The 14393-nt window shown below is 61.9% G+C and carries 11 protein-coding genes; all 11 read left to right on the forward strand.

What is annotated here, in order from left to right; all coding sequences use genetic code 11:
* The 11 genes from murD (at position 1) to ACPW75_RS23350 (ending at position 14390) form a co-directional block, all read left to right on the forward strand.
* Positions 1–1284: a UDP-N-acetylmuramoyl-L-alanine--D-glutamate ligase gene (gene murD / locus ACPW75_RS23300; protein ID WP_065392461.1), complete on the forward strand. Its 1284-nt coding sequence runs from the start codon at positions 1–3 to the stop codon at positions 1282–1284.
* Positions 1281–2462 carry a cell division protein FtsW gene (ftsW, locus tag ACPW75_RS23305; RefSeq protein WP_016352178.1) on the forward strand — a complete coding sequence of 394 codons (1182 nt, stop codon included), beginning with the start codon at positions 1281–1283 and terminating at the stop codon, positions 2460–2462. Before murD ends, ftsW begins: the two co-directional genes overlap by 4 nt.
* Positions 2462–3547, forward strand: a complete 1086-nt coding sequence (murG, locus tag ACPW75_RS23310) for an undecaprenyldiphospho-muramoylpentapeptide beta-N-acetylglucosaminyltransferase (protein ID WP_045788901.1) — start codon at positions 2462–2464, stop codon at positions 3545–3547. Before ftsW ends, murG begins: the two co-directional genes overlap by 1 nt.
* Positions 3544–4998: a UDP-N-acetylmuramate--L-alanine ligase gene (gene murC / locus ACPW75_RS23315; protein WP_016352177.1), complete on the forward strand. Its 1455-nt coding sequence runs from the start codon at positions 3544–3546 to the stop codon at positions 4996–4998. Before murG ends, murC begins: the two co-directional genes overlap by 4 nt.
* A gap of 97 nt (positions 4999–5095) precedes the next feature.
* Complete coding sequence (locus tag ACPW75_RS23320; protein WP_017409434.1) at positions 5096–5848, forward strand: cell division protein FtsQ/DivIB; 753 nt, start codon at positions 5096–5098, stop codon at positions 5846–5848.
* Positions 5829–7088, forward strand: a complete 1260-nt coding sequence (gene ftsA / locus ACPW75_RS23325) for a cell division protein FtsA (RefSeq protein ID WP_005305690.1) — start codon at positions 5829–5831, stop codon at positions 7086–7088. Before ACPW75_RS23320 ends, ftsA begins: the two co-directional genes overlap by 20 nt.
* 40 nt (positions 7089–7128) lie before the next feature.
* On the forward strand, positions 7129–8280 hold the full coding sequence (gene ftsZ, locus ACPW75_RS23330) for a cell division protein FtsZ (protein WP_005305686.1): 1152 nt from the start codon (positions 7129–7131) through the stop codon (positions 8278–8280).
* 101 nt (positions 8281–8381) lie between these two features.
* On the forward strand, positions 8382–9305 hold the full coding sequence (gene lpxC / locus ACPW75_RS23335) for a UDP-3-O-acyl-N-acetylglucosamine deacetylase (RefSeq protein WP_011707578.1): 924 nt from the start codon (positions 8382–8384) through the stop codon (positions 9303–9305).
* A 140-nt stretch (positions 9306–9445) separates the two neighbouring features.
* Positions 9446–10351: a M23 family metallopeptidase gene (locus ACPW75_RS23340; RefSeq protein ID WP_016352175.1), complete on the forward strand. Its 906-nt coding sequence runs from the start codon at positions 9446–9448 to the stop codon at positions 10349–10351.
* A 59-nt stretch (positions 10352–10410) separates the two neighbouring features.
* The gene (secA, locus tag ACPW75_RS23345; RefSeq protein WP_011707576.1) at positions 10411–13131 is read left to right on the forward strand and encodes a preprotein translocase subunit SecA; all 2721 of its coding nucleotides are present in this window, start codon (positions 10411–10413) and stop codon (positions 13129–13131) included.
* Positions 13132–13205: 74 nt separating this feature from the next.
* Positions 13206–14390, forward strand: coding sequence for a tetratricopeptide repeat protein (locus tag ACPW75_RS23350; protein WP_077095243.1), 1185 nt, complete (start codon positions 13206–13208; stop codon positions 14388–14390).
* The last annotated feature ends 3 nt before the right edge of the window (positions 14391–14393 follow it).

Raw genomic sequence — 14393 nt, forward strand, 5'->3', positions numbered from 1 at the left:
ATGGTCATCATCATCGGACTCGGCAAAACCGGACTCTCCTGCGTCGACTATTTCCTCGGCCGTGGCGTGACGCCGCTGGTGATGGACACCCGCGCCAACCCGCCCGGCAAGGATCAACTGCCTGCCGAGGTGGAACTCATCCACGGGCTGGATGGCGAGCTGCTCAAGCAGGCACACATGATAGTGGCGAGCCCGGGCATTGCCCTGGCGACGCCCGAACTGCAAGCCGCCGCCGAGTTCGGGGTGCGCATCGTCGGCGACATCGAGCTGTTCGTGCGCGAGACCCAGGTGCCGGTGATCGCCATCACCGGCTCCAACGGCAAGAGCACGGTCACCACCCTGGTGGGCGAAATGATCGCCGAAGCCGGCCTCAAGGTCGGGGTAGGTGGCAACATCGGCACGCCGGCGCTCGAGCTGCTCAAGCAGCCGATGGATCTCTGCGTGCTGGAGCTCTCCAGCTTCCAGCTGGAGACCACCCACAGCCTGCGCGCCGCCGCCTCCGTGGTATTGAACCTCTCCGAAGATCATATGGATCGCTATCAGGGCATGGCCGACTATCGCGCCGCCAAGATGGAGATCCATCAGCACTCCCAGCACATCCTGATCAATCGCGACGATGCCCAGACCCTGCCCGACGTGGGCCAGGTGTGGCAGAGCTTCGGCCTCGACTGCAACGGTTACGGTCGCTGCGAGCTGGATGGCCGTCACTGGCTGACCCTGCACGGCGAGCCGTTGCTGGCGGTGGACGAGATGAAGATCGTCGGCGCCCACAACCAGGCCAACGCGCTGGCGGCCATGGCCCTGTGCGATGCGGTCGGCATCCCGCGCGAGCCGCAGTTGCGAGTACTGCGCCGTTTCGAGGGGCTGCCTCACCGTGCCCGCTTCGTGCGGGAGGTGAACGGGGTGCGCTGGATCAACGACTCCAAGGCCACCAACGTGGGGGCGACCCTGGCTGCCGTGGCCGGGGTGCGCGAGTCGGTGAAGGGCCGTCTGCTGCTGCTGGCCGGTGGCCAGGGCAAGGGCCAGGATTTCGGCCCGGTGCAGGCCCTGCTCGGCAGCCAGATCGATCACATGTACTGCTTCGGCCAGGATGCCGAGGTGCTGCTGGCGCTGGGTGAGCAGACCGAACGGGTCGCGGATCTGGATGCCGCGGTCGCCAAGGCGGCCGCCGATGCCAGACCCGGCGACTGGGTGCTGTTGGCGCCGGCCTGCGCCAGCCTGGACCAATTCAAGTCTTTCGAAGCGCGCGGTGATCGTTTCACCGAGCTGGTACAAAAGTTATGAACGCCCTTCGCGCAGTCGCAGGCTTCTTGCAGCGCTGGCTGTTGCCGGCGCGCCCTGCCGGGCTTTATGACCGGCAGCTGGTCGTGCTGGCGCTGGCGCTGATGGCGGTAGGTCTGGTGATCGTGGCCTCCGCCTCGATCCCGGAGGGGATCGCCATCAACAACGATCCCTTCATGTTCGTGAAGCGTCACGGCCTGTTTCTGCTGATGGCGCTCGGCATCTCCTGGTTCGTGCTGCAGGTGCCGATGGCGCGCTGGCAGCACTACAACGGCCCCATGCTGCTGCTGGCCATCGTCATGCTGGTGCTGGTGCTGCTGGTGGGGCGCAGCGTCAACGGCTCGGTGCGCTGGTTGCCGCTCGGCCCCTTCAACCTGCAGCCGGCCGAGTTCGGCAAGCTGGCACTGTTCGTCTATCTGGCGGGCTACCTGGTGCGCCGCCAGAGCGAGGTGCGCGAGCGTTTCATCGGTTTCATGAAGCCGATGGCGGTGCTGTTCGTGGTGGCCATCCTGCTGCTGGCCCAGCCCGATCTGGGCTCGGTGGTGGTGATGTTCGTCACCTCGCTCGGCATGCTGTTCCTGGCCGGTGCCCGCCTGGTGCAGTTCATCGGTCTCATCCTGGTGGGGGTGAGCGCCGTGGTGACCCTGATCATCGCCGAACCGTACCGGATGCGGCGGGTGACCTCGTTCCTCGATCCCTGGGCCGATCCGTTCGGCAGCGGCTACCAGCTGACCCAGTCGCTGATGGCCTTCGGCCGTGGCAGCTGGTTTGGCGAGGGGCTTGGCAACTCCATCCAGAAGATGGAGTACCTGCCGGAGGCGCACACCGACTTCGTGTTCGCCATCCTGGGGGAAGAGCTGGGCTATGTGGGCGTGCTGGGCGCGCTGTTTCTCATCTTTGCGCTGGCAATCAAGGCGCTCAAGCTGGGGCACCAGGCGCTGGTGGCCGAGCGACTGTATGAAGGCTATCTGGCCATCGGCATCGGCATCTGGTTTAGCTTCCAGACCTTCGTCAACGTGGGGGCAGCCAGCGGCATGATGCCGACCAAGGGGCTGACCCTGCCGCTGGTCAGTTATGGTGGTTCGAGCCTCATCATCATGATGGTGGCGGTGAGCATGTTGATTCGTATCGATTTCGAGTTGCGCCAGGCCAGTGCCCAGGCGCGCGTGCGGGAGGTTTAGTGAGCAAGACGCTGTTGGTGATGGCAGGCGGTACCGGGGGCCATGTGTTCCCCGGCTTGGCCGTGGCTGATCGCCTCAAGGCCCAGGGCTGGACCATTCACTGGCTCGGCACCGCCGACCGGATGGAGGCCGAGCTGGTGCCTGCCCATGGTTACCCCATCTCCTTCATCGATATTCAGGGGGTGCGTGGCAACGGCATCAAGCGTCTGCTGGTGGCGCCCTATCGCATCGTCAAATCCGTGCTGCAGGCCCGCCGGGTGCTCAAGACCATTCGCCCCGACGTGGTGCTTGGCATGGGCGGCTTTGCCTCCGGCCCGGGTGGCGTGGCGGCCTGGCTGTCCGGTATCCCGCTGCTGCTGCACGAGCAGAATGCTGCCGCAGGCCTGACCAACAAGTTGCTGGCTCGCCTCGCCAAGCGGGTGCTGATGGCATTTCCGGGCGCCTTTGCGCCGAGCCGTCGCACCGCCGTGGTGGGCAACCCGGTACGCCCCGAAGTGGTGGCGCTGCCGGATCCCCAGTTGCGCAGCGGGGCCGAGCCACTGCGGCTGCTGATCGTCGGTGGCAGCCTGGGGGCCCGGGTGCTCAACGAGCAGGTGCCGCCAGCGGTGGCGGCGGCCGGCGTGCCCATCGAGGTGCGTCACCAGTGTGGCAAGGGCAATCGCGATGCGGTGGCCGAAGCCTACGCCAAAGAGGGCGTTGCGGCTGAAGTGAGCGAATTTATCAAAGACATGGCCGGTGCCTACGCCTGGGCCGATCTGGTGGTGTGCCGGGCGGGGGCGCTGACCGTCTCCGAAGTGGCTGCCGCCGGGGTCGCCGCCATTTTTGTACCGCTGCCCCACGCGGTGGATGATCACCAGACCCGCAACGCCCTGACCCTGGTCGACGGCGGTGCGGCTGAATTCCTGCCCCAATCCGAGCTGACGACGGCCTCCCTGGCCGCCCGTCTCTCCTGGCTTGCCGGGCGCAGGGAAACCCTATTGAACATGGCCCAGGCCGCCCGTCGTGTGGCCATTACCGATGCCGCCGAGCGAGTTGCCGATGAGTGCAAACGCCTGGCGACCGGGCAGATTGAGAGAGAACTATGACCAAGGTTGAACTGGCAAAACTGCGTACCGTTATCCCTGAAATGCGCCGCGTGCGTCGCATCCACTTCATCGGCATCGGTGGTGCCGGGATGGGCGGTATCGCCGAAGTGCTTGCCAACGAAGGGTATCAGGTAACCGGCTCGGATCTGGCCCGCAATGCGGTGACCGAGCGACTCGAGTCCCTTGGCGCCCACATCTTCGTCGGCCACAGTGCCGAGCACGTGAACGAGGCGAGCGTGGTGGTGGTCTCCACCGCCATCAAGCAGGACAACCCCGAGCTGCTGGCCGCCCGCGAGCTGCGCATTCCCGTGGTGCGCCGCGCCGAGATGCTGGCCGAGCTGATGCGCTTCCGTCACGGCATCGCCATCGCCGGCACCCATGGCAAGACCACCACCACCAGTCTGGTGGCGAGCATCTATGCCGAAGCGGACCGGGATCCGACCTTCGTCATCGGCGGTTTGCTCAACAGCGCCGGCACCAATGCCCGCCTGGGCAGCAGCCGCTATCTGATTGCCGAGGCGGACGAGAGCGACGCCTCCTTCCTGCATCTGCAGCCGATGGTCTCCATCGTGACCAACATCGAAGCGGATCACATGGACACCTATGGTGGCGACTTCTCTAGGCTGAAGGCCACCTTCATCGACTTCCTGCACAACCTGCCGTTCTACGGGCTGGCCGTGGTGTGCGTGGATGATCCTGTGATCCGCGGCATGCTGCCGGAGATCGCCCGTCCCACCATCACCTACGGCCTGAGTGATGATGCCGACGTGCAGGTGCTGGACTTCGTGCAGACCAGCAACCGCAGTCGCTTCCGGGTGCGCCGCAAAGATGCCGGCGAGCTGGAGGTGACCCTCAACCTGCCCGGCATCCACAACGCGCTCAATGCCGCCGCGGCGATTGCGGTCGCCACCGAGGACGGGATCGGCGATGATGCCATCATCCGGGCGCTGGCCAAGTTTGAAGGGGTGGGTCGCCGCTTCCAGCAGTATGGCGAGTTCGAGACCGGTCGCGGCAAGGCCATGCTGGTGGACGACTACGGTCATCACCCGAGCGAGGTCAAGGTCACCATCAACGCAGCTCGCGCCGGCTGGCCCGAGAAGCGGTTGGTGATGGTGTTCCAGCCGCACCGCTACACCCGTACCCGCGATCTCTACGAAGACTTCGCGGATGTGCTCTCCAAGGTGGACGTGCTGGTGATGCTGGAGGTTTATGCCGCCGGTGAAGAGCCGATTCCGGGCGCCGATGGCCGCGCCCTGTGTCGCTCCATCCGTTCCCGCGGCAGCCTGGAGCCCATCTTTGTCGCGACGCCGGACGATGTGCCGGCGGTGCTGGCCGGGCTGGTCGGCGAAGGCGATCTGGTGCTGACCCAGGGGGCAGGGAACGTCGGCGCACTGGCTCGCCGTCTCGGCGAGATGAAATTGAGCATCGAGAGCATGAAATCCGGCGCCTGAGGGCCCAATGAGTATTTTGACCGCCAAGCCGGGGCCTATATAATGGCGAACCAGTCTGCAAAGGGCCGGCATGGCGCGTTAAACGGGGATCGATCGGGTGGAGGCAAGGGCACAAGGGCGCACCAAGGGGGGCTTCATCGCCGGGGTGGGATTTTTCATCCTGGTCATGTGGGGCCTCTACCAGACCGCGCTGGATGTTAAAGATTGGCTGACGGATGCCAATCGGTTGCCCATGAGCGAGCTGTTGCTGCAGGGGCAACACCAGTATTTGCAAACCGATGAACTGCGCAGCGCCGTGCTGGATGGCGCCGAGTTGCGCAACTTCTTCGAGTTGGATGTGAACGAATTGCAGGCGCGGTTGAACGCCTTGCCTTGGGTGGCCCAGGTCTCGGTACGCAAGAAGTGGCCCAACAAGATCAAGGTCTACCTCACCGAACAGGCGGTCGCGGCCCGCTGGAATGGCAACCGCTTCGTCAACACCAAGGGTGAGGTGTTTAGTGCGCCGGACAGGGTGAAGACCCCTCTGATGCAGCTGTCCGGGCCAGAAGATCAGGCCGTCAAGGTGCTGGAGGCCAGCCGCCAATACGAGGCGCAGCTGGCGGCCAGAGGGTACAAGCTGCTGGGGGTGAATCTGACCCCCCGCCATGCCTGGGAACTGACCCTGGATGGCAACATTCAGCTGTTTTTGGGGCGCTCGGATATCGCGCTTCGACTGCAGCGGTTTATCGATGCCTTTCCGGTCATCGAACCTCGTGAGCGGGTTGCTTACGTGGATCTTCGATACGACACCGGAATGGCAGTTGGCTGGAAGAAGAACGAAGAGAAAGTGAATGACCAAAACCGCAGATAGAAATCTGATTGTCGGGCTGGATATCGGCACAACCAAGGTGGCGGTTCTGGTTGGCGAAGTGCTGCCAGACGGTGAGCTCAATGTCATCGGCATGGGCAGTCACGCCTCTCGCGGCATGGACAAGGGCGGGGTCAACGATCTCGACTCCGTGGTCAAGTCCCTGCGTCGCGCGGTGGAAGAGGCTGAAATGATGGCCGACTGCCAGATCAGCTCCGTCTATCTGGGGTTGTCCGGCAAGCATATCGACTGTCGCAATGAAACCGGCATGGTGCCCATCTCCGATGAAGAGGTGACCCAGGAAGACGTGGACAACGTCATCCACACCGCCAAGTCGGTACGGTTGTCCGATGAGCTCCGGGTACTGCACGTGCTGCCCCAGGAGTTCGCCATCGACTACCAGGAAGGGATCAAAAACCCGGTCGGCCTCTCCGGCGTGCGGATGGCGGCCAAGGTGCACCTGATCACCTGCCACAACGACATGGCTCGCAACATCGAGAAATGCGTGGAGAAGGTGGGTCTGCGGGTGGATCAGCTGATCTTCTCCGCACTGGCGTCCAGCTACGCCGTACTGACCGAAGACGAGAAGGAGCTGGGTGTCTGCGTGGTGGACATCGGTGGTGGCACCATGGACATGTCGCTGTTTACCGGCGGTGCCCTGCGTCACACCAAGGTGATCCCGTACGCCGGCAGCACGGTGACCAGCGACATCGCCTATGCCTTCGGCACCCCGCCACTGGATGCGGAGGCGATCAAGGTGCGCTATGGCTGCGCCCTCGGCCGGCTGGTCAGCAAGGAAGACAATATTGAAGTACCCAGTGTCGGCGGTCGTCCGGCGCGCAGCCTGCAGCGGCAGACACTGGCTGAAGTGATTGAGCCCCGTTACACCGAGTTGCTCTCCATGGTGAATGATGAGCTGGTGCGGGTACAAAGCGAATTGAAAGCGCAGGGGGTCAAGCATCAGCTTGCAGCCGGTGTGGTCTTGACCGGCGGCGCTGCCCAGATCGAAGGCATTGTGGAGTGCGCAGAGCAGATCTTCCAGAGCCAGGTCAGGGTAGGGGAGCCCATGAATATCCGGGGATTGAGTGATTATGTGCAGGCGCCTGTGTACTCGACCGCGGTCGGGTTGCTGCAGTATGGCCGCACCCATCAATCCACCGGCAGTAGCAAGGAATATGCCGCCAAGGCAAGCGTAGGTGGGCTGGTCAAACGGGTCAGCAACTGGTTGCGTGGCGAGTTCTAAAAGATTTTGCTGAGTCAGGCAAATAAAGCGGAGAGACAACATGTTTGAATTTATGGATAGCCACACTGACGAAGCCGTCATTAAAGTGATTGGTGTGGGTGGCGGCGGCGGCAACGCGGTCGAGCACATGGTTCGTCAAAACATCGAAGGCGTTGAATTCATTACCGTCAACACCGACGCTCAGGCTCTGCGTAACTCCAGTGCCAACACAACCCTGCAGATCGGCGGTGGCATCACCAAGGGTCTGGGTGCCGGAGCCAATCCGGAAGTGGGTCGTGATGCGGCCATGGAAGATCGGGAAGCGCTGCGCGAGCTGCTGACCGGCTCCGACATGGTGTTCATCGCCGCCGGCATGGGTGGTGGTACCGGTACCGGTGCTGCACCGATCGTGGCCGAAGTGGCCCGCGAGATGGGTATCCTGACAGTTGCTGTCGTAACCAAGCCGTTCTCCTTCGAAGGGAAGAAGCGGATGGGCTTCGCCGCCCACGGCATCGAAGAGCTGTCCAAGAACGTCGACTCCTTGATCACCATCCCCAACGACAAGTTGCTGAAGGTGCTGGGTCGCGGCATCTCCCTGCTGGACGCCTTCAAGGCTGCCAACGATGTACTGCTTGGCGCGGTACAGGGCATTGCCGAGCTGATCACCCGTCCGGGCTTGATCAACGTCGACTTCGCGGACGTGCGTACCGTGATGCGTGAAATGGGTACCGCCATGATGGGTACCGGTTCCGCCTCCGGTGATGACCGTGCCGAAGAAGCGGCCGAGAAAGCCATCTCCAGCCCGCTGCTGGAAGACGTGGATCTGGCCGGTGCCCGTGGCATCCTGGTCAACATCACCGCCGGTATGGACATGACCATCGAAGAGTTCGAAACCGTGGGTAACGCGGTCAAGGCCTTCGCCTCCGAGAACGCCACCGTGGTGGTGGGTACCGTAATCGACCCGGAAATGCACGACGAACTGCGCGTGACCGTGGTTGCCACCGGTATCGGTGCCGAGCGCAAGCCGGACATCACGCTGGTGAAAAACAACATGGTACAAGAGCGTCCGGCCCGTCAGCCCCTGATCAGCGAAGCCCTGCAGTCTCGCGTGATGGAAGAGGCCCCGGCCAAGGTGGTCAACGCCGAGCCGCAAGCTCGTCGCGAACCGGATTATCTCGATATTCCTGCGTTCCTGCGCAAGCAAGCTGACTAAGCCTCTAATGACGCTGGTTTGTTTGTTGCTTAAGGAATGTGCTAAGATGGCCCGGCAACGACCATCTGGTCAGGAATTTGAGCTGTTAAGCGGATACGCCCATGATTAGACAAAGAACCTTGAAAACGAGTGTCCAGGCCACCGGTGTCGGCCTGCATTCGGGCCGGAAAGTCACAATGACGTTCCGTCCGGCGCCTGTTAACACAGGGATCGTTTACTTGCGTACCGATCTGAATCCTGTGGTAGAGCTGCCAGCCAATGCCGATCAGGTGCGTGATACCGTGCTTTGTACCGCTCTGGTCAATGAAGCCGGTGTCCGAGTCTCTACCATTGAGCACCTCTCTGCCGCGCTGGCCGGGATGGGCATCGACAACCTCTATGTCGAGGTTGATGCGCCCGAGATCCCGGTGATGGACGGCAGTGCGCACCCCTTTATCTACCTGCTGCAGGAAGTCGGTATCCGTGAACAGAATGCGCCCAAGCAGTTTGTGCGGATCAAGCAGAGCATCCGGGTTGAAGACGGCGACAAGTGGGCGGAATTCCACCCCTATCGCAACGGCTTCAAGATGGATCTCGAGATCGACTTCCAGCATCCGGTATTTGAAGGACGCAATCAGCGTTGCGTGCTGGACTTCTCCGGTGCCTCTTTCGTGAAAGAGATCAGCCGTGCTCGTACGTTCGGTTTCATGCGTGACATCGAGTACCTGCGTTCCCAGAACCTGGCGCTGGGCGGTAGCCTGGAAAACGCCGTGGTGCTGGATGACTACCGGGTACTGAACGAAGATGGCCTGCGCTATGAAGATGAATTCGTCAAACACAAAATGTTGGATGCAATCGGTGACCTTTACATGTGTAACCGCAGCATCATCGGCGAATTCCGTGCCTACAAGACCGGCCATGCCCTGAACAATAAGCTGCTGCGTGCCTTGCTGGCCAAGCAGGAGGCCTGGGAACTGGTGACCTTCGAGGGTGAGGGCGACAAAGCGCCCATCGCTTACTACGATAACGGTCTGGTTCTGGCCTGATAGCTGTGCAACGGAACGTCGGTCCTCTCTCCGCACCGACGTTCCGTCATTTGTTTACTCCATTCTGTAATACCGATTATCTCCCGGTTTTATTTCCCGTGCGGGCCAATGGCCACACCTGACCGAGCAGACTGATTTCTATGAGCATTACCCTGATCCTCAATGGCAAGCAGCGACGCAAGTTGCACTTACCGAAACAACGTCTGGCCTGGGTCGGCGGTATCTTCTTCACTGTATTGGCCCTGAGTGGTGGCTGGCTCTGGCAGAGCTGGCATCAAAAAATGGAGGCGCTGGAAGTCGCGCTGGCCATGGCCGAACAGCAAAAATCCACGCAAGGGGCTGACGAAGCCCGCGAACAGCTTGCCATGCTGGCCGCCCAGGTGGGCACCATGCAGGGGCAGCTGGGTCGTCTCAACGCGCTCGGTGAGCGGCTGACCGAAAAGGCCGACCTCGATCCCGAAGAGTTCAATTTCAAGGAGCTGCCCCCCATGGGTGGCCCCTCCTATGATGCGGATCTGGAAGTCAGCCTCAACGAGCTGCAGGACTCCATGAAGCATCTCAGCCAGCAGCTCAGCAGTCGTGAAGAGCAACTGTCGGTACTTGAATCTTTCATCATGAATCACCATATAACCGATGCCGGCTTTATTTCCGGAACACCGGTCAAGCAGGAGCGAGTTTGGGTCTCCTCTGGCTTCGGTGGCCGGGTCGATCCGTTCAACGGTCGCGCCAAAATGCACAAAGGGGTGGATTTCCGTGGCAAGCCCGGTACCCCTATTCTGGCGACGGGCCCAGGGGTTGTGAGCTGGGCGGGCCGTCATCCGGAATTTGGCAACATGGTGGAGATCAACCACGGCAATGGTTTGGTGACCCGCTATGCCCACAACTCCAAGTTGCTGGTCGAAGTGGGCACCCTGGTCGATGAGGGCCAGAAAATTGCCTTGATGGGACGCACCGGTCGCGCGACCGGGGTCCATTTGCATTACGAAGTGTTGAAAGATGGTCGTCAGGTGGACCCCGCGCGTTTTCTCAATGCCAGACGGGGTTAGGTTTTTTTCTCCAGGTTCCAGTGACGGAACACTTATATAACCAGAAATAGTTGGTACCCATGATTAGCACACTGCTTACCAAGATTATCGGCAGCCGGAACGACAGAACGCTCAAGGCTCTGCGCAAAATTGTAAAACAGATCAATGCGATGGAGCCTCAGTTCGAAGCTCTGTCCGATGCACAGCTGCAGGCCAAGACGGCCGAGTATCGTCAGCGTCTGGAGCAGGGTGAGACACTGGAGCAGTTGCTGCCGGAGGCCTTTGCCACCGTGCGTGAAGCCTCTCGCCGGGTGTTCGGCATGCGTCACTTCGACGTCCAGCTGATCGGTGGCATGGTGCTGAACTCCAACCGCATCGCCGAGATGAAGACAGGTGAAGGTAAGACCCTCACCGCGACCCTGCCGGCCTACCTGAACGCCCTGAGCGGCCGCGGTGTGCACGTGGTGACCGTGAACGACTATCTGGCCAAGCGTGACGCCGAGGCGAACCGCCCGCTGTTTGCCTTCCTCGGCATGACCGTCGACTGCAACGTGCCTGGCATGGACGCGTCCCAGAAGCGTGACGCCTACGCCGCCGACATCACCTACGGTACCAACAACGAATTCGGTTTCGACTACCTGCGCGACAACATGGCGTTCTCGCCCGAGCAGCGTGTACAGCGTCCGCTCAACTATGCGCTGGTGGATGAGGTGGACTCGGTACTCATCGATGAAGCCCGTACTCCGCTTATCATCTCCGGCCCGGCCGAAGACAGCTCCGAGCTCTATATACGCGTCAACAAGCTGATCCCGCTGCTGGTCAAGCAGGACAAGGAAGACTCTGAAGAGTACACCGGCGACGGCCACTACACGGTGGACGAGAAGAACCGCCAGGCGTTGCTGACCGAGAACGGCCAGATCTTCGTGGAAGAGCTGCTCAAGAAAGAGGGGCTGCTGGCCGAGGACGACTCCCTGTTCTCTGCCACCAACATCAGCCTGTTGCACCACGTCAACGCCGGCCTGCGCGCCCATACCCTGTTTGAACGCAACGTCGACTACATCGTCCAGAAGGACGAAATCGTCATCGTCGATGAGCACACCGGCCGTACCATGCCGGGCCGTCGCTGGTCCGATGGTCTGCATCAGGCGGTTGAAGCGAAGGAAGGGGTCAAGATCCAGAACGAGAACCAGACCCTGGCCTCCATCACCTTCCAGAACTACTTCCGTCTGTACGACAAGCTGGCGGGCATGACGGGTACTGCTGATACCGAAGCCTTTGAATTCCAGCAGATTTATGGCCTGGATACCGTGGTTATCCCGACCAATAAGCCGATGGTGCGCAAAGACATGGGCGATCTGGTCTACCTGACCGCCAACGAGAAATATGCCGCCATCATCGAAGACATTCGCGGTTGTGTCGAGCGTGGGCAGCCGGTGCTGGTCGGTACCGTCTCCATCGAGAACTCCGAGCTGCTCTCCGGCATCCTGACCAAGGAAAACATCCCGCACAAGGTGCTGAACGCCAAGTTCCACGCCATGGAAGCGGAGATCGTCGCCCAGGCCGGCCAGACCGGCGCCGTCACCATCGCCACCAACATGGCCGGTCGTGGTACCGACATCGTGCTCGGCGGCAACTGGCAAGCGGAAATCGCCCAGCTGGAGAACCCGACCGAGGCACAAATCGCCGAGCTGAAAGCGGCCTGGCAGGTGCGTCACGATGCGGTACTGGCCGCCGGTGGTCTGCACATCATAGGTACCGAGCGCCACGAATCCCGTCGTATCGACAACCAGCTGCGCGGCCGTTCCGGTCGTCAGGGCGACCCGGGCTCCTCCCGTTTCTACCTCTCCATGGAAGATACCCTGATGCGGATCTTCGCCTCCGATCGCGTCACCGGCATGATGAAGAAGCTGGGGATGGAAGAGGGAGAGGCCATCGAGCACCCGTGGGTGACCAAGGCGATCGAAAATGCCCAGCGCAAGGTGGAAGGTCGCAACTTCGACATCCGCAAGAGCCTGCTGGAGTTTGATGACGTGGCCAACGACCAGCGCAAGGTGGTCTACGAGCAGCGCAACGAGCTGCTGGACACCAGCGACATCTCCGAGACCATCCACGTCATCCGTGACGATGTCTATGGCGCCATCATCGACGAGTACATCCCGCCGCAGTCTCTGGAAGAGATGTGGGATGTGCCGGGTCTGGAAGCCCGCCTGAAGTCTGACTTCGCGCTGGATCTGCCGTTGCAGCAGTGGCTGGCGGAAGACGACAAGCTCTATGAAGAGAAGCTGCGCGAGCGCATCCTGGATGAAGCCACCAAACTCTATGCCCACAAGGAAGAGCTGGTCGGCAAGGAGGTGCTGCGCAACTTCGAGAAGGCGGTGATGCTGCAAACCCTGGACGGCCTGTGGAAAGAGCACCTGGCGGCCATGGATCACCTGCGTCAGGGTATCCATCTGCGCGGCTACGCCCAGAAGAACCCCAAGCAGGAGTACAAGCGCGAGTCCTTCGATCTGTTCACCCAGATGCTGGAAACCCTCAAGCGCGACGTGGTCAGCATCCTGAGCCGGGTACAGGTTCAGGAGCGCGATGTGGAGGCGATGGAAGAGCAGCAGCGCCAGCAGGCCGAAGCCGCTCCCCGCACCTACACCCATGCCGCGGCCGACAACCAGCTGGCTGACGACGAGGCCCAGGCCGAAGCTGCCCCGGTTACCTTCGTGCGGGACGAGCAGAAGGTGGGACGCAATGACCCCTGCCCGTGCGGCTCAGGCAAAAAATACAAGCACTGCCACGGTCAGTTGACCTGATAGCGCAATGATGATGATGCACCGCCTCCGGGCGGTGCATTCATTTCCGGCAGGCAAAGAAGGAGAGCCGTGCGATGAGCAAGATGCCGACAGGATGGGATACTACTGCCCACAACAGCTGGCTGGCCGGCCAGCGCCAGGTTGCCATCCAGCAACTGTTGGCCCGGCTCAACGGCAGCACGGCCAAGCCGATTGCCTTGCAGCTGCAGTTTGCCTATTACCTCTTTCTGTGCGACGACCCGGCTTCCGCGGCGCAGGTGCTGGAGATGGCCCACAAGGCCGAACCCGGCAATGACGAGGTGCTGCGCAACCTCTGCTCTTGTTTGTCGCGGGCCGGTCAGTACGAGCTGGCAGTGACACGCTTGCAAACCCTGTTGCAGCGCGTCCCCGACGACTTCCATGCGCTGGACGCCCTCTGCGCCTCGCTGGCCAAGCTGGATCGCTATGATGAGGCTGCCCAGGCGGGAACCCGCTCACTGACCCTGAAGGCCCGGTCGGCGGGCAAGGTGCCACCATCCTGGTCATTGCCTGCGGCAGAACCGGCCGTCTGGTTGGCCGATGGCAGTCGCAAGCCGGATGTCATCGCTTTTTCCCTGTGGGGTAGTGGTCCCCGTTATCTGCGGGGGGCCATCGACAACGTGCTGGCGGCGGCCTATCTCTACCCGGGTTGGCGGGTGCGTTTTTACGTGGATGAGAGCGTGCCGGCCGAGTTGCTGGCTTGCCTGCGGGAACACGGCGCCGAGGTGATAATGCAGTCCGCCGGTCAGCCTTTGCGTCAGCGTCTGTGCTGGCGCTTCCAGGTGGCCAATGATCCATTGGTGGGGCGCTTCCTGGTGCGGGATGTGGACTCGGTGCCAGGCGTGCGCGAGCGGCTGGCGGTACAGGAGTGGCTTGCATCGACGCGCTGGTTTCATATCATGCGCGACTGGTGGAGTCATACCGATCTGGTGCTGGCGGGGATGTGGGGCGGGGTGGCCGGTGTATTGCCGCCGTTGGCGCCCCTGCTCGAAGGCTATCAGCCCGACGTGATGGAGACGCCAAACATCGACCAATGGTTTTTGCGCGACCGGCTCTGGGGTTATCTCTCGCAGAGCTGTCTGGTGCACGATCGCTGCTTCATGCCGCCAGGCGCCATGCCCTGGCCGCAGCCCGCCCCTGGCGGGAGCGAACATGTGGGGCAGGATATCTTTACGGCACAAAGGGAGCCGCAGGCCCGTCGGCTGGCGCCCTGGATTGCCCGTTTGCCGTGTTTATGTTGAGGA

Source organism: Aeromonas sp. FL131, from assembly GCF_049860615.1.
In the GTDB taxonomy this organism is placed as follows: Bacteria; Pseudomonadota; Gammaproteobacteria; order Enterobacterales; family Aeromonadaceae; genus Aeromonas; species Aeromonas hydrophila.

Coding starts and splice junctions, on each gene's coding strand:
- murD (WP_065392461.1), top strand. CDS start 1: ATGGTCATCATCATCGGACTCGGCAAAACCGGACTCTCCTGCGTCGAC.
- ftsW (WP_016352178.1), top strand. CDS start 1,281: ATGAACGCCCTTCGCGCAGTCGCAGGCTTCTTGCAGCGCTGGCTGTTG.
- murC (WP_016352177.1), top strand. CDS start 3,544: ATGACCAAGGTTGAACTGGCAAAACTGCGTACCGTTATCCCTGAAATG.
- ftsA (WP_005305690.1), top strand. CDS start 5,829: ATGACCAAAACCGCAGATAGAAATCTGATTGTCGGGCTGGATATCGGC.
- ftsZ (WP_005305686.1), top strand. CDS start 7,129: ATGTTTGAATTTATGGATAGCCACACTGACGAAGCCGTCATTAAAGTG.
- lpxC (WP_011707578.1), top strand. CDS start 8,382: ATGATTAGACAAAGAACCTTGAAAACGAGTGTCCAGGCCACCGGTGTC.
- ACPW75_RS23340 (WP_016352175.1), top strand. CDS start 9,446: ATGAGCATTACCCTGATCCTCAATGGCAAGCAGCGACGCAAGTTGCAC.
- secA (WP_011707576.1), top strand. CDS start 10,411: ATGATTAGCACACTGCTTACCAAGATTATCGGCAGCCGGAACGACAGA.
- ACPW75_RS23350 (WP_077095243.1), top strand. CDS start 13,206: ATGAGCAAGATGCCGACAGGATGGGATACTACTGCCCACAACAGCTGG.